This window comes from Symbioplanes lichenis (genome assembly GCF_030709675.1).
Taxonomy (GTDB): domain Bacteria; phylum Actinomycetota; class Actinomycetes; order Mycobacteriales; family Micromonosporaceae; genus Actinoplanes; species Actinoplanes lichenis.
The window spans coordinates 178551-198800 of record NZ_JAUZQD010000015.1; the positions used below are offsets into that span (position 1 = coordinate 178551).

Annotated in this window: 16 protein-coding genes; 5 read left to right on the forward strand and 11 right to left on the reverse strand. The window is 71.5% G+C overall.

Annotation, left to right across the window (positions count from 1 at the left end; translation table 11 throughout):
- Positions 1–441: 441 nt before the first annotated feature.
- From RAN62_RS32045 to pdhA, 4 genes are all read right to left on the reverse strand, one after another.
- The gene (locus RAN62_RS32045) at positions 442–582 is read right to left on the reverse strand and encodes a hypothetical protein (RefSeq protein ID WP_305788564.1); all 141 of its coding nucleotides are present in this window, start codon (positions 580–582) and stop codon (positions 442–444) included.
- Between the two features lie 166 nt (positions 583–748).
- Positions 749–2173 (reverse strand): dihydrolipoamide acetyltransferase family protein, encoded by a 1425-nt coding sequence (locus RAN62_RS32050; RefSeq protein WP_305788565.1) that lies wholly within the window; start codon positions 2171–2173, stop codon positions 749–751.
- Positions 2174–2178: 5 nt separating this feature from the next.
- On the reverse strand, positions 2179–3168 hold the full coding sequence (locus tag RAN62_RS32055; RefSeq protein ID WP_305788643.1) for an alpha-ketoacid dehydrogenase subunit beta: 990 nt from the start codon (positions 3166–3168) through the stop codon (positions 2179–2181).
- On the reverse strand, positions 3165–4301 hold the full coding sequence (gene pdhA / locus RAN62_RS32060; RefSeq protein ID WP_305788566.1) for a pyruvate dehydrogenase (acetyl-transferring) E1 component subunit alpha: 1137 nt from the start codon (positions 4299–4301) through the stop codon (positions 3165–3167). The genes RAN62_RS32055 and pdhA overlap by 4 nt, the downstream gene beginning before the upstream one ends.
- Before the next feature lie 451 nt (positions 4302–4752).
- On the opposite strand from pdhA, the gene RAN62_RS32065 reads away from it, so the two are divergent.
- Positions 4753–6438, forward strand: coding sequence for a hypothetical protein (locus tag RAN62_RS32065; RefSeq protein WP_305788567.1), 1686 nt, complete (start codon positions 4753–4755; stop codon positions 6436–6438).
- A 227-nt stretch (positions 6439–6665) separates the two neighbouring features.
- On the opposite strand, the gene RAN62_RS32070 is transcribed toward RAN62_RS32065, so the two are convergent.
- The 3 genes from RAN62_RS32070 to RAN62_RS32080 are packed head-to-tail and all read right to left on the reverse strand — an operon-like array spanning position 6666 to position 11414.
- The gene (locus tag RAN62_RS32070; RefSeq protein ID WP_305788568.1) at positions 6666–7886 is read right to left on the reverse strand and encodes a hypothetical protein; all 1221 of its coding nucleotides are present in this window, start codon (positions 7884–7886) and stop codon (positions 6666–6668) included.
- A 34-nt stretch (positions 7887–7920) separates the two neighbouring features.
- On the reverse strand, positions 7921–9594 hold the full coding sequence (locus tag RAN62_RS32075; protein ID WP_305788569.1) for a GTPase family protein: 1674 nt from the start codon (positions 9592–9594) through the stop codon (positions 7921–7923).
- The gene (locus RAN62_RS32080) at positions 9591–11414 is read right to left on the reverse strand and encodes a GTPase family protein (protein ID WP_438874583.1); all 1824 of its coding nucleotides are present in this window, start codon (positions 11412–11414) and stop codon (positions 9591–9593) included. The genes RAN62_RS32075 and RAN62_RS32080 overlap by 4 nt, the downstream gene beginning before the upstream one ends.
- 910 nt (positions 11415–12324) lie before the next feature.
- Between RAN62_RS32080 and dnaK the strand changes: the two genes are divergently transcribed.
- The 4 genes from dnaK to RAN62_RS32100 all read left to right on the forward strand — a co-directional run bounded on the left by dnaK (position 12325) and on the right by RAN62_RS32100 (position 16608).
- Positions 12325–14226: a molecular chaperone DnaK gene (gene dnaK / locus RAN62_RS32085; RefSeq protein ID WP_305788570.1), complete on the forward strand. Its 1902-nt coding sequence runs from the start codon at positions 12325–12327 to the stop codon at positions 14224–14226.
- Complete coding sequence (gene grpE, locus RAN62_RS32090) at positions 14223–14867, forward strand: nucleotide exchange factor GrpE (protein WP_305788571.1); 645 nt, start codon at positions 14223–14225, stop codon at positions 14865–14867. The genes dnaK and grpE overlap by 4 nt, the downstream gene beginning before the upstream one ends.
- Positions 14868–14940: 73 nt before the next feature.
- The gene (gene dnaJ, locus RAN62_RS32095) at positions 14941–16140 is read left to right on the forward strand and encodes a molecular chaperone DnaJ (RefSeq protein ID WP_305788572.1); all 1200 of its coding nucleotides are present in this window, start codon (positions 14941–14943) and stop codon (positions 16138–16140) included.
- Between the two features lie 27 nt (positions 16141–16167).
- Positions 16168–16608: a heat shock protein transcriptional repressor HspR gene (locus tag RAN62_RS32100; protein WP_305788573.1), complete on the forward strand. Its 441-nt coding sequence runs from the start codon at positions 16168–16170 to the stop codon at positions 16606–16608.
- Positions 16609–16615: 7 nt separating this feature from the next.
- Here the strand turns inward: RAN62_RS32100 and RAN62_RS32105 are convergent, their stop codons facing one another.
- From RAN62_RS32105 to RAN62_RS32120, 4 genes are all read right to left on the reverse strand, one after another.
- Complete coding sequence (locus RAN62_RS32105) at positions 16616–17785, reverse strand: hypothetical protein (RefSeq protein ID WP_305788574.1); 1170 nt, start codon at positions 17783–17785, stop codon at positions 16616–16618.
- Between the two features lie 55 nt (positions 17786–17840).
- Positions 17841–18281, reverse strand: a complete 441-nt coding sequence (locus tag RAN62_RS32110; protein WP_305788575.1) for a hypothetical protein — start codon at positions 18279–18281, stop codon at positions 17841–17843.
- A gap of 256 nt (positions 18282–18537) precedes the next feature.
- Positions 18538–19743, reverse strand: a complete 1206-nt coding sequence (locus RAN62_RS32115) for a cation:proton antiporter (protein WP_305788576.1) — start codon at positions 19741–19743, stop codon at positions 18538–18540.
- A 9-nt stretch (positions 19744–19752) separates the two neighbouring features.
- Positions 19753–20250, reverse strand: a complete 498-nt coding sequence (locus tag RAN62_RS32120) for a cation:proton antiporter regulatory subunit (RefSeq protein WP_305788577.1) — start codon at positions 20248–20250, stop codon at positions 19753–19755.

Sequence of the window (20250 nt, forward strand, 5' to 3'; positions counted from 1 at the left end):
AACCGCCTCCTCCATGACTGTCGGCCGTGCGAGCTGAAGCACGGACGCGGCCGACCTTGCAGAGCTGGGTATGACCCAGGCCACCGTGCCTCGGCCGGCCGAGCCGGGGCGAGTGACCGTGCCCAACCGTACCGGGCGTTGCCGACACTCGGAATCCCGGAGTACGCCGTCCGGAGTGGCCGACGTGCGGGGAAACCCCCTGACGTGATCATCCCCACGTATGACAAAAGCCGTCTTATCCGGATGAAGGGTCGCACCCGAGCCGAACTCATGGCTGTTTCGGGGAGCCGGGCCGGTCGAGAAGATTCCTCACGCGCCGGATTTCCGGTTAACGGTCCTGTACGGACAGTCACAGGAAAGAAAGACGCCCGCCGCTCCGACCGGGAGGCGATCGGAACGGCGGGCGGGGTGGCCGGGCCCGGAGCGGCGGGCCCGAGCCGATCAGAAGATGCGCTGCCGCTGGGCGAAGATCGCGAGCTCGTCCCGCATGGCGCGGGTCGGCGCCGCGCTCATGGCCCGCTCGATGGCCCGAGCGTCACGCTTGGCAATGCGGCGGTTACGGATGCGGTCGATGGTGCTCATCGCGGTGCTGCTCCCCCTGGCCTCGTGGGCCGTGTCGGACGCGCCCGGAACTTCCGGCGCTGGGTCCATTTAACCGCGCCGTAACCGGAGGTGCCAACGAATATGGGGGTGATCCCGCTTACTCACCTACGGATCGAAGGCGAGCAAGCAGGGTCAGCGTCGAATGTCAGGTCCAGGCGAGCAGTGCGCCCTCCGGGTCGGTGAGGAAGGCGCCGATGTCCCGCAGGAACTTCGAGCCCAGCTCGCCGTCGACGATCCGGTGGTCGAAGGACAGCCCCAGCGTCGTGACCTGGCGCACCTTGATCTTGTCCTTGTGCACCCAGGGCATCGGCCGGACGGCGCCGAAGGCCAAGATCGCCGCCTCGCCCGGCGGCAGGATGGGCGTACCCGTGTCGACGCCGAAGACGCCGACGTTGGTGATCGAGAACGTCCCGCCCGCCATGTCGGACGGCGGCGTCTTGCCCGACTTGGCCACCTGGACCAGGGCGTTGAGCGCGTCGGCCAGCTCACGCAGGGTCAGCCGCCCGGCGTCCTTGATGTTGGGCACGATGAGGCCGCGTTCGGTGGCCGCGGCGATGCCCAGGTTGACGTACTCCTTGACGACGATCTCGTTCGTCGCCGCCGACCACGTCGAGTTGACCATCGGATGCCGCTTGATCGCGAGCAGCACGGCCTTGGCCACCAGGAGCAGCGGCGAGAGGCGCACGTCCCGGAACTCGGGCCGGCCCTTCAGCCGCTCCAGCACCTTCATCGAGCGGGTCATGTCCACGGTGAGGAACTCCGTGACGTGCGGCGCGGTGAAGGCGGAGGCCACCATGTTCTCGGCGGTGAGCTTCCGGACGCCCTTGATCGGCAGCCGCTGCTCCCGCGAGGTGTCGAACGACGGCGCCGCGACGGGCGCCGGGGCGACGACGGGGGCGGGAGCGGCGACCGCGGCCTGCAGATCGTCGCGCGTGATCGACCCGAGCGGCCCGGTGCCGACGATCGTGGCGAGATCAACACCAAGATCCTTGGCCAGCTTCCGTACGGGCGGCTTGGCCAGGACCGGCCCGGAGCGCACCGGTTCCGGAGCAGCCGGGACCGGCGCGACGGGAGGCTGCGTGACGGGGGCCGACGCAACCGGGGCCGCCGCGACAGGAGCCGACGCAACAGGTGCCGAGCCCGCGCGCGGGCGGCGCTTCGCGGTGACGGTCCGGGGGCCGTACCCGACGAGAACAGCCGTCCGCCCACCCGGCGCCGGACCGCCGATCAGCCCGGGCTCGACGGCACCCTCGGCCGGCGCGACCTCCACGGCTGCCAGCGACTCGGCCGACGGAACCGGACCGGACGGCAGCGGCCCCGCCGACGGATCGGTGTCGATGGACACGATGGTCGCGCCCACCTCGACCGTCGTCCCGGCCTCGACGTGGATGCGCGCGATCACGCCGCCCCACTTCGCCGGGATCTCGACCGCGGCCTTCGCCGTCTCGACCTCGACGATCGGCTGGTTGAGCTCGATCGTGTCGCCGACCTCGACGAGCCAGGTCAGGATCTCGCCCTCGGTCAGGCCCTCGCCGAGATCGGGCAGGGTGAAGTCTTTGATGCGGGACATCCGCGTCACCAGCCGAACGCGCGGTCGACGGCGTCGAGCACGCGGTCCAGGTCGGGGAGGTACTCCTCCTCGACGCGGGCGGCCGGGTAGGGAATGTCGTAGCCCGTGACGCGCAGCACCGGGGCCTCGAGCGAGTAGAAGCACTCCTCGGTGACCCGGGCGGCGACCTCGGCGCCGAGACCGATGTTGCTGGGTGCTTCATGCACCATCACGGCACGACCGGTCTTGCGCACCGACGCGTACACCGGGTCGAGGTCGAGCGGCGACAACGTGCGCAGGTCGATGACCTCGAGACTGCGGCCGTCCTCCTCCGCCGCGGCGGCGGCGTCGAGAGCCACGCGCACCATCGGCCCGTACGCGATGAGGGTCGCGTCCGTCCCCTCGCGCGCGACGCGGGAGGCGTGCAGCGGGTAGGCCCGGTCGAGGGGCAGCTCGAGGTCGACCTCGCCCTTCTCCCAGTAGCGGCGCTTCGGCTCGAAGAAGATGATCGGGTCGTCCGAGGCGATCGCCTGCTGGATCATCACGTGCGCGTCGGCCGGGTTCGAGCACGTGACGACCTTGAGGCCGGGGGTGTGCGCGAAATAGGCCTCGGGCGACTCGGAGTGGTGCTCGACCGCGCCGATGCCGCCGCCGTAGGGGATGCGGATGACGATCGGGAGCCGCTGCTTGCCCAGCGAGCGGTAGAACATCTTCGCGACCTGGCCGACGATCTGGTTGTAGGCCGGGAAGACGAAGCCGTCGAACTGGATCTCGCACACCGGCCGGTAGCCGCGGATGGCGAGGCCGACCGCGGTGCCGACGATGCCGGCCTCGGCGAGCGGGGTGTCGATGACTCGGTTGTCACCGAAGTCCTTCTGCAGGCCGTCGGTGATCCGGAAGACGCCGCCCAGCTTGCCGACGTCCTCACCCATGATCACGACCTTGGAGTCGCTCTCCAGGGCGCGGCGCAGGCCGTGGTTGAGGGCCTTGCCAAGAGTCAGCGTCTCGGTCATCAGTGCGCGCTCCCTTCGAACGAAGCGTGGTACCGGGAGAACTCCGCTCGCTGGGCGTCCAGGAGCGGCGAACCGTGGGGATAGACGTTGTCGAACATCGTGACCGGTTGGGGGTCAGGCATGGCGAGCACCCGCTCGCGCAGGCTGAGGGCGAGCGTACGGGCATCCTCGTCGACCTGGCCGAAGAACTCCTCGCCGGCGATCTCCTGCTTGACGAGGAACGTCTTGAGCCGGCTGATCGGGTCCTTCGCCTTCCACGACTCGACCTCGCTCGCGATGCGGTAGCGGGTCGGGTCGTCGGAGCTGGTGTGCGCACCCATCCGGTACGTGTACGCCTCGATCAGCGTCGGCCCCTGGCCCTGGCGCGCGTTGTCGAGGGCGGTGCGCGTGACGGCATAGGTGGCCAGCACGTCGTTGCCGTCGATGCGTACGCCCGGGAAGCCGAAGCCGTTCGCGCGGCGGTAGAGCGGGATGCGCGTCTGCCGCTCGAGGGGCTCGGAGATGGCGTACTGGTTGTTCTGGCAGAAGAACACGATCGGCGCGTGGAAGACACCCGACCACACGAACGCCTCGTTGACCTCGCCCTGGCTGGTGGCGCCGTCCCCGAAGTACGCGATGACCGCCTCGCCGTCCCCGGCGCCGGTCTTGCCGTCCATGGTGATGCCCATGGCGTAGCCGGTAGCGTGCAGCGTCTGCGCGCCGATGACGATCGTGTACGGGTTGAACTTGAACTCGTTCGCGTCCCAGCCGCCCTGGTCGACGCCGCGGAACAGCCCGAACGGCATGATCGGGTCGATGCCCCGGGTGTAGAGCACGCCGTGCTCGCGATAGGTGGGGAAGGCCATGTCCTGCGGCCGGAGCGCGCGGCCCGAGCCGACCTGGGCCGCCTCCTGACCCAGCAGGCTCGCCCAGATGCCCAGCTCGCCCTGGCGCTGCAGGGCGGTGGCCTCGGCATCCAGCCGGCGCACCGTGACCAGGTCCTGGTAGAGCCCTCGGTACTCCTCGTCGGTGAAGCTGACCGAGTAGGTCACGCCCTCCGCCGTGGTGACGCTGTCGACGCGCTCACCGTCGGGGGTGAGCAGTTGAACGAAACCGCCTGCCGGGTCAGCCCCGACTTCGCTTTCGCCGTTCGCCATCCGTGTCTCCCTGTTCTCCAAATCGCCCACGGCGGGTGTTGCCCGGCCGCGCGGCGGACCAATGGTGCGCCGCGCCTGGCCCGGGTGAGGTTGCCGCGCGGCCCGTCGGCGTGATCACAGACCCCGCCGGGGAGTGACGACCCCCACCGCGTCCCCGCAGATCGCGAGTGACGGCGGCGGTGCCGTCGACCCTCATCCTCGCAGAGAACGTGAGTGGCGCCACAGGTCAGCCTGATCACAGATCTGAAATCTTGCCGTCTTCGAAGTGGTGGTTTCGCGCGCGGTGCGGCGATCCCACCTTGTGGAGCATTTGTCCGAATAAGAGGAATTCGTACCGTCACTTCCGTCGGAACGACGCGTTGCCGCCGCAGCCCGAAGCCCTGTTCATCGTTGCCCCCACTAGCCGAAACGGATCCATGTGGATCTTTGACTCTTGGGGAGGGTGGCGGCCGTGCGGGAGCAACCGGACGACGACGGGCTCGTGCCGCCGATCAAAGTCCTGCGCAAACGCCTCAACGGCGTCTACAGCGCCGAGGGCTTCACCGGCCCGACCCGTCGTTATGTGCTGATAGTGGTGATGCTGGTGGGACTGGCGTCGCTTCCGACCCTCGCCGCGATCACCGCCGGCTCGAATGAGCTCGCCGAAAACCGCCCGCCCGTCACCGACATCCCGTTCATCCCGCCCGTCTCCACCGGCCCGGTCCGCGTCTCCCCGGCGCCGTCGTCCGGCTCCAACGGGGTCGGACCCCAAGGTCAACAACAGAAGAAGAAGCCCCGCGGGTACGACCAGAGCACCCCGCCCCCCACCCACAAAGGAACGACGACGCCGGGCGCCGGGGTGGCCCCCGGTCCAACAGTCCCGCCTGGCTCGGTCTCGCCGCCGGGTCCCGCCTCGCCGTCCGGTCCTGGGTCGCCGCGTCCCGGGTCGTCGTCCGGCGCCCGTTCGTCTGCGGGGTCTTCCAAGTCGCCGCCCTCTCGTGGGGGTGACGGCGGTTGGCGTGACACGTGGCAGTCCGAAGGCAGGCCGGGCCGGGACGAGCCCGCCTTCTCACGGCGGGACCGTTCCGCGTCCCCGCGCAAGCCGGCCGCCCCTGCCCGGCCCGGCTCCCCGGCCGCACCTGCCCGGCCCGGCTCGCCGGCGGCGCCCGCCAGGCCCAGCTCCTCGCCGGCGCCCGCCCGGCCCGGCTCGCCGGCGTCTCCGAACTCGCCCAACTCACCGAGCTCGCCGGCTTTCCCCACCTCGCCGGCTTCTCCCACCTCGCCGACGCCAAGCTCGCCCGCGCCCACCTCGCCGGAGCCGGGCTCGCCGACCGAGCCTGATCACCCGGACGAGCCCGGACTGCCGGACTGGCCGGTCGACCCGGGCTGGCCCGACTGGCCCGCCGACCCCGGCCGCCACCCGGTAGGCGACATCGACATCCCCGGCCGAACCGACCCGGACGACAACACCGGCAGCGACCACGCCAACGACGACGACGCCGCCGGCGACCACGCAGGCGACGCCGATGCAACCGACGATTACGCCGACGACGGTGACGCCGACAAGGACAACGCACCCGACGACGTCGATGACAGCGACGACGGCGACGCCGGTCACAGAGACGACGACTCCAACGACGACGACGGAAACCACCACGACTCCAGCGACGACGACGGAAACCACCACGACTCCAGCGACGACGACGGAAACCGCTACGACTCCGGCGACGACGACGGCAACCACCACGGTGGCGGCGACGACAACGGCGGTGGGCGAGGCGACGGTGACGGTGGTGGGAGCGATGAGGACTGTGAGCGTGGCTACCGGGACGAGCAGGACGCGTCCGAGCACGAGGAACGAGCCCATCGGACGGTTCGTGCCGTCCGCTCCGACTTTCACCGGAGGTCAGTGATGACCGAAAGCCCGTACAACAGCAAGCAGCTCAGCCCCGCCCACCGGACCCACAACAGTCACCGCCACAACGTCGTCGCCGCCCGGGCGGACTCGCGGCGGGCCGAGCCGGCGCGCACCTATCGGGGCAGTCACCGGGCCGGCAATCGGCACAACTCGGACGAAGCCCGGACGCCGGCGCAGCATCGCAGCTCCCGCCCCGGCCGCCATCACGCCGACCCGGGCACCCACCGCCACCGCCGCTGACCAAGCCGCCACCGCCCAGGGCCGCCGCGACACAAGCCGCCACCGCCCAGGGCCGCCGCGACACAAGCCGCCACCGCCCAGGGCCGCCGCGACGCAAGCCGCCACCGCCCAGGGCCGCCGCGACGCAAGCCGCCATCAGCTCATGCCGCGCGAGAGCCACCCCGGCGGACAGCCCGGCCGAGCCGACCCGCGAGCCGGTCGCGCGCGGGGCCGCGTACGGCAAATGATCAGTTGTCGTCCGCGAGCCGGTTGCGGTTCGTCTCGATCCAGGCGTCGATGGCGGCGGGGTCGTCCGGGTCGACGCCTTCGGAGATCAGCTGGGCCACCGCGGCCGTCTCCGGGCTGCGCTTCTCGCCCGTGGCGTAGAGCCGGGCGAACTCCGGCACCATCTCCTCCAGCACGTCGTCGGTCTGCTCGGCGGCGGCTTCGGGGAGGCCGCGCTTGCGCATCGCGTACGCCGACCAGGCGCGCGTGACCCGCGGGAGCATCGCGGCGTCGTCCATGTCGAGGACCGCGCGCCGGTGGACCCAGTCGAGCAGGAAGAGGCCGGCGACGGCGGGGCTCCAGCGCAGTGGGTCGGGGTCGGGGAGGCTCTCGGCGTGGTCGAGCAGGAGTGAGAGGCAGAAGTGGAGCGAGGCCAGCTCGTCGTCGGCGGAGATGCGGTCGATGCCGAAGCGCGCGGCTTCCGGCGACTTGAGGAAGTCGCGCAGGAGAGTCTCGCGGCCGGGTCCGCTGAGCTCCGGCGAGTCGGCCGGGACCGGGACGGTCGACTGCGGGAGGAGGGCGAGCCGGGCGGTGGCCAGGGCGCGGTCGGTGGCGAGGCTGCCGTCCTGGGGGAGGCTGGTCAGCTCGTCGGTGATCTCGAGGTGCCGGTGGACCTCGCCGCGGAGGCGGGCCGGGTCCTCCTCGCGGAACCAGGTGAGCTCGTCGCCGAGGCACATCTGGCGGACCTGGCCGAGGATGCGCTCGGCGGGGCCGCCGACGAAGACGTCCTTGGTGATGCCGATGTTGTGGTCGACGAGGGCGACGACGGCGTGCTCGGGGCCGCCCTCCTCGTCGTCGTAGGCGAAGGTCACCAGGTAGGAGGTCTGGTCGCCGTAGACGTCCCCGTACGCGTAGCAGCCGGTCGGGCGGACCCGGCCGAGCTGGGCCGTCCAGGCCGGGGCCTGCGCGCCGCGGCGGACCTCCGCGGCGCCGTCGGCGTCGGGGACCAGGGCCGCGAAGACCTCGCGGATCGTGGTCGCCGAGGCCGTGCGCCGGCGGGTGGTCGCGCTGAGGAAGCCGCCGACGAACTCGCGCACCGCCGCCGCCCGGTCGTGCTCGGCGATCGAGTAGACGCTGCCCAGGAGCGCGGTGCCCAGCATCTCGGCGTCCAGGGCGCAGCCGAGCTTCGCCACGTCGCGGGCCGCGTGCAGGACCGCGTCGTACGGATTCTGAGGTGCCGCCATGTCGCGAGCCTACCGGCGCCGGGCGCCGCGGTCGCTATTCCGATCGGACGACGGTGAGCGCCTCGCGCGCCTGGGCGTACGCACTGAGCACCTCGCGAACCGGCGCGACCACGTGTTCCCGGCCCACCTCGGTGACCGCTTGACGCAGGCGTTGCTCCGCCCGGCGCTGAGCCCGGCGCGCTGCCGCGTTGACGATCGGACGCAGCAACAGGGCCAGGAGCAACCCGAGCAGCAGCCCGCCGACCAGCAGCAACGTCGGCACCGGCACCACGCCGACCTGGGGATTGTCCAGTTCGGGCAGGCCGAGGAGGCGGACGACGTAGCCGGCGACCAGCCAGCCGAGCCCGGCGACGGCCGCGATGGTGAAGAGCCACTGCAGGCCGCCCACGATCGTCCACCAGATCGGTTTGCGGCTCATGCCGAGATCGGTCTTCGCCACCGCGCGGTCGAGCGCGTCGGGCAGGTCACCGAGCCGCGAGCGGGACGCCGTGGCGAGCGCCGGGGCCCAGACCTCGGGGATCGGGGCGGCTGCGCGTGCGGCCACCGCCCGTACGGACAATCCGACCGCCGACTGCTGCGCGGCATCGGGCGCCGGGATCGACGTACGCGAAACAGGCACCAGATCCGTGGAAGGAGCCGGCTCCTCGAGGTGCAGGCGCTTCAACGGGTCGGGGCGGAGCTTGCGCAGCCCGCGGACCAGCGGCCAGCCCGTGCTGGCGAGGGCGCGATGCTTGTACGCCCCGGCGGTCGCCTCCGCCACGGCGGGCACTCCGGCCGACGCGGCCAGGGCGTCGCTGAGCTGCCGTACGGTGCTGCGGTCGATCTCGTCCTCGGCCGCCGGCGGTCCGATCGTCGCCGACAGCTGCTCGGTGACGGCGTCGAGGTCTCCGGCCAGCCGGCGCAGCGCGGCCTGCCGCTCGGCGACCGTCTTCTCGAGGGCGCCGCGCAGCTCGGTCAGCATGCCGGGCTGCTTCGCGGAGGTCGCCATGGCGGGCACCCCGTCGAGACCGTCCTCCTTGAGCAGCCGCTTGAGGTCGGTCAGCACCAGCTCGGTGTCGGCCGGGGTGAGCCGGTCGGCCTGGTTGAGGACGACGATGGTCACGTCGCTGTGCGACTTGAACTGCTTGAGGTAGGCGTTGTGCAGGATCCGGTCGCCGTACTTCTGCGGGTCGACGACCCAGACCACCTGGTCGACCAGGCCGAGCAGCCGGTCCACCTCGAGCCGGTGGCGCTGGTCGATCGAGTCGAAGTCGGGCAGGTCGAGCAGGACCAGACCGCGCAGCGCGGCCTCGTCCTCGCCGTCGAGGGCGCTCTCGCGGATGAAGCGCTGCCGGGGCAGGACGCCGACCCAGTCGAGCAGCTTGTTGGCCGGTTCGAGCGGGCCCCACACGCAAGCGTGCGCGACGCCCGTGGTGGGCCGGCGCACGCCGACGGGAGAGAGCTTCAGCCGGGCGAGCGCGTTGAAGAGGCTGCTCTTGCCGCTGCCGGTGCTGCCCGCCAGCGCGACCACGGTGTGGTCCTGCGACAGGGCGAGCCGGCTGCCCGCCCGCTCGACCAGCGTGTGCGCGGCGACCAGGTCCTGGTCGGGCAGGTGCGGCCCGGCGACGCGCAGGAAGCGCTGCAGGGCGTCCAGCCGCTCGGTCAGCTGCCGGGCGTCCACCCGGTCGTCGCTGCCCAGGGCACGCTTGACCTTCTCGACGAGGCTCATGACGGCGTCCCGGTCAACGCGAGTTCCTTCCTGGCGCGCTCCACGTCCGCGACGGCCTGCCGCAACGTGGTGCCCGGCTCCAGCTCCAGCCCGACGGCGGCGGTGCGGTCGGTGAACCGGGCCGCCTCGGTGTCGAGCAGCACGTTAACGCGGGCCAGAAGGTCCTCCCGCGCCCGGGCGGCGAGAGTGCGGATCGCCTGGTCACCGAAGATCGCTTCGAGCACCTTCTGGGCGGCCACGGTCGTGCCCGCCCCGACCGCCACCTCGGCGCCGGTCGGGATGAACGCCGTGGACGTGAAGACGCCGATCATCACGGCCAGCCCGACGCCGTTCACCGCATAGGCGGCGCCGCGGGCGACGAACCGCTTGTCGCCGGCCTCCGTACGCACCAGGTCCAGGACCCACTGCTGCCAGTCGCGCACGGTCCGCTCGGCGCGCTCGGCGAGATCGGGCGCGGGCTTCTGCAGCTCCGGCACGAGCAGGCCGCTGCCGGCCGGGAAGGCCTGCCATGACGTGTACGCCTGCTCGGCCGCATCGGCAGCGACCCCGCGCAGCAGCGTGACCAGCTGCGACTCGAGTGCCGCCTTGAGGTTGCGCCCCGGCGCCGGACGGCCGGTGACCGCCGCGACGATCTTGTCCCGGACCTGACCGACCCGCGACTCCAGCATCTTGAGGAACTCGCCCGTCCCCACGAACTCCTGCCACCGCGCCAGCACCTCGCCACGCAGCAGCCGGCCGTCCTGGAGACCGTCCTCCAGCGTGCGGCGGGCGGTGCGATAGGCGGCGGTGATCCGTTCGTCGAGCGCCTTCGCCGCGGCGGCCTGGTCGTCCGCGGCCGACGCGAGACCCTCGACCGCCGGCGCGAGCGAGATGAGCGCGCCGTCGAGCGTCTGCCGGACCACGGCGGCCCGGGCGTTGGCATCGGCCGCGAGCTGCGCGAACCAGTCGTGCAGCGGGCGCATCAGGTCCTCGCTCAGCAGCCCCTGCCGGTCGAGCGTGGTCTCCGGCAGGATGAAGAGCGGCGCCTGCGCCATGTCGTGCTCGCCGAGCATCTCGGTGAGGTGCGCGGTGATGTCCGCGGCGGCCTCACCCGGGACGCGGTCCAGCACGAGTGCGATCACCGTGCCGCGCAGCCGGGCCGTCTTCAGCAGTTCCCACGGTACGGCGTCCGCGTAGCGTGCCGCGGTGGTGACGAAAAGCCACAGGTCCGCCGCCGCCAGCAGCTGCGCCGCCAGTTTGCGGTTGCCCTCGACCACCGAGTCGACGTCGGGCGCGTCGAGGAACGCCAGGCCGGGCCCGAGCGCGGGCGCCGAGACGAGCTGCAGCGTCCGCGGGTCCGAAGTGGATTCCGCCGTCCGCACCAGCCCGGGCAGCAATTCACCCTTGCGGAACCACGACGAGTCGTTGGGGTGACTCACCAGCACCGGCGACCGGGTCGTCGGCCGCAGCACCCCGGCCTGGCTCACGGGCGCCCGCACCAGGCTGTTGACCAGCGTCGACTTGCCCGCGCCGGTGGATCCGCCCACGACCACCAGCAGCGGCGCGTCGAGCCGGGCCAGGCGCGGCATCAGATAATCATCGAGCTGCGCGACCAGGGCGGTGCCGATCCGTCCCGCTTCCTCGGCGGAGGCCAGCTCCAACGGGTACGCCGTCCCGCCGATCGTCGCCCGCAGGCGCGACAACGCCGTGGCGAGCTTGCCCAGCGCGGCCGGAGGCTCGGCGGGCAGCTCCGGGGTCACGGGGCCGCTCGGGGCCGCCGTGATGGCCGCCGGCTGGGTCGCCCTCGGCTTCGGTTTCGCCTTCGGGTTCGGCGTGGCCATCGTCGGCACGGCTGCCGTGTGGGGCGTCGCGAAGGGCAGCGGCGCGAGATCGTCGAGGGTGGCGGGCCGCTTCTGCGTCGTCACCGTGTTCCCGGCGGCGGGGGCGCTCGGCGGGGGCCACTCGGGCTGCTTCGCCGGCTCCTCGTCCTTCCCGGTCGGCTCCTCGTCTTTCCCGACCGGCTCGTCGCCGTCCTCGTCGCCCTCAGCCGCGACCGCGACCTCAGTGACCTTGGTCTCCTCAGTCGCCGGCTCCGCGACGACCTCGGTCGCCTCGGCCTCCTCGGGCTCGGTCTTCGCCTCGGGCTCGGGCTCCGGCTTCTCGACCACAGGCTCGGTCTTCGCCTTGGGCTCCGGCTCCTCGACCTCGGGCTCCTCAGCCTCGGCCTTGGGCTCGTCGGCTTCAGCCTTGAGCTCGTCGGCCTTGGCCTCGTCGGCTTCGACCTCGGGCTCGTCGGCCTCGACCCCGGGCTTTCCGGCCTCGGCCGGCTGCTCGGGCGTCTTTTCGGCGGACGGCTGCTCGGGCTCTGCCCCCTGGGGGCGAGCCTCCTTCTCCGCATCCTGCGGCGCGGCGGGCACGTCGGTGCCTCGCTCCTTCTCTTCGCCGGTCGCTGCCATGGCTCCGGACTTGTCGGTCACGGCGGGCAGGGCCGACGGTCCGACCGCGTCACCGTGCGTCGTCACGGGTAAAGCGTGCCCGATCTATGCATCGCAGACAACAGGTACCCCACCCGTCGTGACCGGACAGGAACCTTCGGCGCCAAGGTTGCGCGTCCTTCGCTCAACTTCGACTTGCGGTCTGGTGATCCCGTGGCATCATTGAGTCCGGTCCACTCAACTTGTGGCCGCAGACTTGCAAGACCCAGCACCAGACCCCGAGCACCACAGCCGTATCAGAAGCGAGGAAGCGAACATGGCACGTGCGGTCGGCATCGACCTCGGCACCACGAACTCCTGCGTCAGCGTTCTGGAAGGAGGCGAGCCCACCGTCATCGCCAACGCGGAGGGCTCCCGGACGACCCCGTCCATCGTCGCCTTCGCGCGCAACGGCGAGGTGCTCGTCGGTGAGGTCGCCAAGCGCCAGGCGGTGACCAACCCCGACCGGACCATCCGTTCGGTCAAGCGTGAGGTCGGCACCAGCTGGTCCATCGACATCGACGGCAAGAAGTACACGCCGCAGGAGATCTCCGCGCGGGTGCTGATGAAGCTCAAGCGGGACTCCGAGGCCTACCTGGGCGAGACGGTCACCGACGCGGTCATCACCGTCCCGGCCTACTTCAACGACGCGCAGCGCCAGGCCACCAAGGAGGCCGGCGAGATCGCGGGCTTCAACGTCCTGCGCATCGTCAACGAGCCCACGGCCGCCGCGCTGGCCTACGGGCTGGACAAGGGCACCAAGGAGCAGACCGTCCTGGTCTTCGACCTCGGCGGCGGCACCTTCGACGTCTCCCTGCTCGAGCTGGGCGAGGGCGTCATCGAGGTCAAGTCGACCTCCGGTGACAACCACCTCGGCGGCGACGACTGGGACCAGCGGATCATCGACCACCTGGTCAAGACGTTCCGCGGCGAGCACGGCATCGACCTGGGCGCCGACAAGATGGCCCTGCAGCGCCTGCGCGAGGCCGCGGAGAAGGCGAAGATCGAGCTCTCCGCCGCCACCACGACCAGCATCAACCTGCCCTACATCACGGCCGGCCCGGCGGGCCCGCTGCACCTCGACATGTCCCTGAGCCGGGCCGAGTTCCAGCGCATGACGCAGGACCTGCTCGACCGCACCAAGGGCCCGTTCGAGCAGGCCATCAAGGACGCGGGCGTCAAGGTCGCCGACGTCGACCACGTCATCCTGGTCGGCGGCTCGACCCGCATGCCCGCCGTCACCGAGCTGGTCAAGTCGCTCACCGGCAAGGACCCCAACAAGGGCGTCAACCCGGACGAGGTCGTCGCCGTCGGCGCCGCCCTGCAGGCCGGCGTGCTCAAGGGTGAGGTCAAGGACGTCCTCCTGCTCGACGTGACCCCGCTGTCGCTGGGCATCGAGACCAAGGGCGGCATCTTCACCAAGCTCATCGAGCGCAACACCACGATCCCGACCAAGCGCTCCGAGGTCTTCACGACGGCCGACGACAACCAGCCGTCCGTGCTGATCCAGGTCTTCCAGGGCGAGCGCGAGATCGCGGCGTACAACAAGAAGCTCGGCACCTTCGAGCTGACCGGCCTCCCGCCGGCGCCCCGCAATGTGCCGCAGATCGAGGTGACCTTCGACATCGACGCCAACGGCATCGTGAACGTCCACGCGAAGGACCTGGGCACCGGCAAGGAGCAGAAGATGACGATCACCGGCGGCTCCGCGCTGCCGAAGGACGACATCGAGCGCATGATGCGCGACGCCCAGGACCACGCCGACGAGGACAAGCAGCGCAAGGAGGACGCGGAGACGCGCAACCTCGCCGAGCAGCTGCAGTGGCAGACCGAGAAGTTCCTCGCCGAGAGTGGCGACAAGCTTCCCGAGCAGTCGCGCACCGAGATCAGCGAGGCGCTGGGCGACCTGCGCGGCGCGCTGGGCGGCAGCGACATCGAGAAGATCAAGGCGGCCCACGAGAAGCTGGCCACGGTCTCGCAGCAGGCCGGCTCCCAGCTCTACGCGCAGCAGCAGGCCGACGCCGCCCAGGGCGAGCCCGGCCCCGACGGTGCCCCGGGTGCCGCCGGTGCCGCGGGTGGTCCCGGTGCGGGTGCCGCCGGTGCCGGTGCCGCGGGTCCGCAGGCCGGTGGCAACGACGACGTCGTCGACGCCGAGATCGTCGAGGACGACAAGAAGTGAGCCGCGCGGACGACGAGAACGACGGTCAGGCGACCGAGCGCGTCGTCATCCGCGATCGCCGCAAGATCGACGTGAAGAGCGAGGACACCACGGTGACCAAGGAGTCCGAGGAGGCCACGCAGCCCTCGGAGCCGAAGGAGTCCAAGGGCGGCGCCCACCGCGCCGCCGAGGAGCCGGAGGACGAGGTGGCCCCGGCGCCGGCCCTCGGTGCCGAGCTGGAGGCCCTGCGGAGCGAGCTGGAGGACCGCACCCGCGACCTCCAGCGCGTGACGGCGGAGTATGCGAACTACCGCAAGCGCGTCGACCGCGACCGCAGTGCCGCGGCCGAGCAGACCACCGGGGCGGTGCTGACGGCGCTGCTCCCGGTGCTCGACGACATCGACCGGGCCCGGGAGCACGGCGACCTGGTCGGACCGTTCGCCACGGTCGCCGAGTCCCTCTCGGCGGCGGCGAGCAAGTTCGGGCTGGTCGCGTTCGGGGAGAAGGGCGACCCCTTCGACCCGACCCGGCACGAGGCGGTCGCCCACCTGACGTCGGCCGACGTCACGGAGACGACCTGCGTCGAGGTCATGCGCCGCGGTTACCAGCTGGGTGAGCGGCTGCTGCGGCCCGCCATGGTCGCGGTCGCCGACCCCGAGTGACCGACATCTGTCCCGCCCGCCGCGAGGCGGGCGGGACGCCTCGTACCCGACGTCTCGTGAGGAGGTGGGCTGAATGAGTTCCAAGGACTGGCTGGAAAAGGACTTCTACGCCGTTCTCGGGGTGGGCAAGTCCGCCTCCGCCGACGAGATCAAGAAGGCGTACCGGAAGCTGGCCCGGGAGAACCACCCGGACCACAACCCGGGCAACACCGAGGCGGAGGAGCGGTTCAAGGCCGCGTCCGAGGCCTACGACGTGCTGTCGGACGACAAGAAGCGCAAAGAGTACGACGAGATGCGCTCGCTGTTCGGCTCCGGTGCGTTCCGCCGGGGCGCCCGGGCGGGCGGCAGCGGCACGTTCGACCCGTCCGACCTCTTCGGCGGGTTTGGTGGTGCCGGGGCGGGCGCGCCTGGCGGGGGTGCCGGCGACCGGCGCTTCGGCGGCGCGGGCTTCTCGGACATCTTCAGCTCGATATTCTCCGGCGGCGGCGCCGGAGGCGGTCCGGGGCGACGGGGGCCGCAACGGGGCCGTGACGTCGAGGCCGAGGTCACGCTCGACTTCGCGCACGCCGTCAAGGGCACGACCCTGCCGCTGACGCTGCGCTCGCCGGGCGTCTGCGACACGTGCCACGGCAACGGCGCCAAGCCGGGCACCACGCCGCGCACCTGCCCGCAGTGCGCCGGATCCGGGCTGATCTCCCGCAACCAGGGGTCGTTCAGCTTCTCCGAGCCGTGCCGCGAGTGTCAGGGCGCCGGCACGATCGTCGAGGAGAAGTGCCCGGAGTGCCGCGGCACGGGCGGTGTCACCAAGAACCGCACGATCAACGTCCGCTTCCCGGCCGGTGTCGCCGACGGGCAGCGGATTCGGCTCAGTGGCCGCGGCGAGCCGGGCGAGAAGGGCGGCCCGGCCGGTGACCTGTACGTCCAGGTCCGCGTCCGCCCCGACGACCTGTTCGGCCGCAACGGCGACGACATCACGCTCACGGTGCCGATCTCCTTCGCTGAGGCCGTCCTCGGCACGGATCTGCGCGTGCCCACCCTGGACAGTCCCGTGACGCTGCGGGTGCCCCCGGGCACGCCCAGCGGACGGACGCTCCGGGCCCGGGGCAAGGGCGTGCAGCGCCGCGACGGTCAGGCCGGCGATCTGCTGGTCACCCTCGAGGTGCAGGTCCCGTCGGGCGTGGGTGGCGAGGCCCGCGACGCGCTCGAGCAGTTCGCCAAACTCACCCCCACGGCGGAGCGCAGCCGTATCGAAGCCCGGCTCAACCGCGGATAATGACAGGACACCTTCGGGAGGTGGCATATGTACGAAGAGATCAGCATCTCGGTGGAGCAGGCCTCCGACGCGAAGGTCCTGATCATCTCGGTCGCCGCCAAGCTGGCCGGGATGCACCCGCAGACCCTGCGCCAGTACGACCGGCTCGGCCTGGTGCAACCGGGCCGGGCCGGCGGCGGCGGCCGGCGCTACAGCGAGCGGGATGTCGCCCTGCTGCGCGAGGTGCAGAAGCTGAGCCAGGACGAGGGCGTCAACCTGGCCGGCATCAAGCGGATCATCGGCCTCGAGCAGCTGGTCGGTGAGCTCCAGGAGCGCGTCGCCCAGCTGGAGGGCCAGCTCGACGACGCCTACCGCCGGGTCGCGGAGATGGAGGCCATGAGCGCCTACCCCCGCCGCGACCTGGTCCGCCAGGAGCGCCCCTCGACCGCCCTGGTCGTCTGGCGCCCCCGCCGCCCGGGCAACCAGTAAGAGCTCTCTAGGGGCGGGTCAGGGGCGCGACCGTCTTGGACACTTCGGGCGCGAGTCGGTCATAGCCGACCGCGTCGCCGAAGGCGTACTCCAGTTGGCGGGCCGGCCAGCGCAGCCACTTCTTCTCGCCCGCCGCTATCGGCCGCCCGTCGGCGTGCCGCACGGTGGCGACCACGAGCCACTGGTTCGTGACGCTCGTGAGCCGGATTGACGTCGGGTCGCCGGTCTCCCGGCCGAGCCCGGTCCACACCCGCCAGGCGACGTCGCTGCGCGGGAACGATACGACGTCGAACTGGATGACCGCGTCGCTGTCGTTCGTGGTGAACTGGAACTCGGAGGAGCGGAGGCACCCGGCGTACCGGTCGCGGCACCCGACGAGGTCGGTGGACGCCGTCCGGGTCAGGACGTCGTCCTCGTACGCACGGGTTCGCCCGCCTCTCCGGCTCTCACCCCGCAGCGTGTCCTGCGGGAAGATCTGCGCGGTCAGGAGAGGGCCGGCGTCCTTGCGGGCGGAGTTCGTGGACACCACACCCACGACGGTGACCAGGAGCAGCACGATGGTGGTGCCGGCCCAGAAGGGGGCCCGCCACTTCTTCTCGGCGAGGCGCAGCGCGCCCAGTGTGCCGAACGCCACCCAGAGGGCACCGATCCCCGCGTTGATGCCCTTGAACAGGGACGGGCCTCCGGGGCTGCGGATCATGCCCTCCGCGCTCGGCCCGTGGCCGATGGCGGCGAACTGAGCTCCCACCACGATGAGCACGACGCCGGCGACGAGCCATGCGATCTTGCCGCGGCGGCCGCACCGGAAGAACAGGCGGACGACGGCCAGGACGTAGAGCAGCGGCACCAGGGCCAGCAGGCACCCGACGGCCACCATGCCGGGGACCGAACATCCGGTCAGCTCGCAGGCGCCGGTCACCGTCGCGTGGCGGAAGCTGTCGGCGGCGGAGAGCCCGATGAGACTGCTGACCCAGGCCGTCACCAACAGCGTGCCTGTCGTCACGAAGAACACGGTCGCCGCGCCCGTCCAGAAGGACTCCTCATCCTCCGAAGCCGCGGAGACGCCCGAAGCCGCGGAGATGTCCAAGGCTGCGGAGATGTCCGTGGCTGCGGAGACCTCCGAGGCCGCGGCGAGCTGCCCGGCGACAAGGTCCTTGCGGTCACGTCGTCGCTCCATCGACCCCAGCGTACGGACGTGGATCAATGAGCGGCGACGGCGGGCGGAGGCGACGTCAGCGGTACATGGCGAGGCGGCGCGGGTAGCGGACCAGGCCGCCCTCGATCCAGTCGCGGTAGTCGAAGAGCTCCGGCCGGTTCATCAGGACGCGGCAGTTGTGGGCCCAGATGGACATGGGCTCGTCGCCGACCTCCTCGGCGCGCTCGACGTACTTCTTGAGGCGGCGCTTGCGCTGGGAGGAGGCATTCGGCCGTACGCCGTCCGCCGCATAGATGTACATGCAGTGCTGCGCGAACCGGCGCGCCGGGCACTGCCGGTCCATCGCCAGCTCGAAGAGGGTCGGCGCCAGGACGTCCCCGGCGATCAGGAGGTCCCAGTCGGCCGGCATGGCACTGACCGGTACGGCCTCGGGGTGGTAGGCCCAGGCCTGGAGCTCCTCGGGTCGCGGGTCCACCGGGTTGGCGAAGCCGGAGAAAGTCTTCTCGTCCACGGTCATGACGCCGCCTTGCTGCGCTCGCTCATCCGCCGTCCTCCTCGGCAGTGAGGGCCCGCCGCACAATGGGGCGAGAAACCCTCGTCGGGAGCAGCGTCCGCGCCTGGGTCCCCTCAGCCGAAGGCGTGTCGCCGGTCACCCGGTTCACTCGATGCTGTCGCGGCGACACGTTAGCGTGTCGATCACGGTCGGCGGAAGTGACCTGAACTCACTTTCAGATACTTGTCAGTAGCATTGAGCAGCCTGGACGGCTGAGTGGTCAGTCGGTCGTGGGGAGCGGATCGGCCGGACGGCGCACCTGGGTCCGGCGGCGGACGAAGTTCTTGAACCAGGTGTAGTCGGGCAGCCGGGCGAGCAGGGGGCCGGTCACGACGGTGATCAGCACATACGAGGTCGCCAGCGGCGCCAGCTTGGGTTCGATGCCCGACGCGACGGCCAGCCCGGCGATGACGATGGAGAACTCGCCGCGCGGCATGAGGGCCAGCCCGGCTCGGATCTGACCGGGCAGCGCGATCCCGGCGCGGCGCCCGGCGAGCATTCCGGTGAGCACTTTTGTGGCCATCGTGAGCACGGCCAGCCCGAGCGCGGGGAGCAGCGCCGGGGGGATCGAGGCCGGGTCGGTGGAGAGCCCGAAGAAGACGAAGAAGACCGCGGCGAAGAGATCCCGCAACGGCGACAGCATCTGGACCGCGCTGTGCGCCACCTGACCCGAGAGGGCGATGCCGACGAGGAAGGCGCCCACCGCCGCGGACACGTTGAGCTCGGCGGCCACCCCGGCCACGAACAGCGTCAGGCCCAGGACACTCAGGAGCAGGGCCTCGGCGTCCTTGACCGACACGAAGTTCGAGATCGCGTGGCCGTACCGGATGGCGGCGACCAGCACCGCGATCACCGTGACCACCGCGACGGCCAGGGCCTTGGCCCCGCCCAGCAGGCCCGCGCCGGCCAGGACGGCCGTGATCAGGGGCAGGTAGAAGGCCATCGCGAGGTCCTCGATGACCAGGACTGAGAGGATGACCGGCGTCTCGCGGTTGCCGAGCCGGCCGAGGTCGCCGAGCACCTTGGCGATCACGCCGGAGGACGACACCCAGGTGATACCGGCCAGCACCAGCGCGGCCTCCCAGCCCCAGCCCAGCAGGAACGCGAAGGCGGCCCCGGGCAGGGCGTTGAACAGCGCGTCGATGACGCCGGCGGGCGCGGCCGAGCGGAGGTTGCCGACCAGCTCCGTGGCCGAGTACTCCAGGCCGAGCATGACCAGCAGCAGGATGACGCCGATCTCGGCGCCGACCTCGATGAATTCCTCGCTGGCCGACAGCGGGAGGAAACCGCCGTGCCCGAAGGCGAGCCCGGCGAGCAGGTAGAGCGGGATCGGGGAGAGGCCGATGTGCCGGCCCAGGCGACCGAGCATGCCCAGGGCGAAGAGGAGCGCACCGACCTCGATGAGCAGGATCGTCGTACCGTGCACCCGCGGCCCTCAGCCGTCGCCGTCGCCGGCCAGGATGGCGCTGACGCCGTCCAGGCCCTGCCGGGTGCCGACCGCCACGACGACGTCGTTCGCCTCGAAGACGAACGACGGGCCGGGCGACGCGATGACCTCCCGCTCGCGCAGCACCGCGACGATCGAGGCGCTGGTGCGCGTACGGGCGCGGGTGTCACCCAGCGGGCGCCCGACGAAGGGTGACCCGGCCGGCAGGGCGATCTGCTCGGTGAGCAGGCCGGCGGCCTGTTGCCGCAGCCCGGAGAGCTGGCCGAGCATCAAGGACGCGCCCAGGACGTCGGCCAGGGCCTCGGCCTCGTCGTCGGTGAGCGGTATCGACGCCAGGCACGAGTCGGGGTCGTCCACGTCGTAGAGCACCAGGTCACGCCGGCCGTTGCGGTGCGAGACCACCCCGACCGTACGGCCGGAGGACGTCACCAGATCATGCCGGACGCCGATGCCAGGAAGCGGAGTCTGCTCTACCCGAACGCGCAC

What these genes read in the sequence shown, in the direction of transcription:
- RAN62_RS32045 (WP_305788564.1), bottom strand. Translation starts at nt 582, where the DNA reads ATGAGCACCATCGACCGCATCCGTAACCGCCGCATTGCCAAGCGTGAC.
- RAN62_RS32050 (WP_305788565.1), bottom strand. Translation starts at nt 2,173, where the DNA reads ATGTCCCGCATCAAAGACTTCACCCTGCCCGATCTCGGCGAGGGCCTG.
- pdhA (WP_305788566.1), bottom strand. Translation starts at nt 4,301, where the DNA reads ATGGCGAACGGCGAAAGCGAAGTCGGGGCTGACCCGGCAGGCGGTTTC.
- RAN62_RS32070 (WP_305788568.1), bottom strand. Translation starts at nt 7,886, where the DNA reads ATGGCGGCACCTCAGAATCCGTACGACGCGGTCCTGCACGCGGCCCGC.
- RAN62_RS32075 (WP_305788569.1), bottom strand. Translation starts at nt 9,594, where the DNA reads ATGAGCCTCGTCGAGAAGGTCAAGCGTGCCCTGGGCAGCGACGACCGG.
- RAN62_RS32080 (WP_438874583.1), bottom strand. Translation starts at nt 11,414, where the DNA reads ATGGCCACGCCGAACCCGAAGGCGAAACCGAAGCCGAGGGCGACCCAG.
- dnaK (WP_305788570.1), top strand. Translation starts at nt 12,325, where the DNA reads ATGGCACGTGCGGTCGGCATCGACCTCGGCACCACGAACTCCTGCGTC.
- dnaJ (WP_305788572.1), top strand. Translation starts at nt 14,941, where the DNA reads ATGAGTTCCAAGGACTGGCTGGAAAAGGACTTCTACGCCGTTCTCGGG.
- RAN62_RS32100 (WP_305788573.1), top strand. Translation starts at nt 16,168, where the DNA reads ATGTACGAAGAGATCAGCATCTCGGTGGAGCAGGCCTCCGACGCGAAG.
- RAN62_RS32105 (WP_305788574.1), bottom strand. Translation starts at nt 17,785, where the DNA reads ATGGAGCGACGACGTGACCGCAAGGACCTTGTCGCCGGGCAGCTCGCC.
- RAN62_RS32110 (WP_305788575.1), bottom strand. Translation starts at nt 18,281, where the DNA reads ATGACCGTGGACGAGAAGACTTTCTCCGGCTTCGCCAACCCGGTGGAC.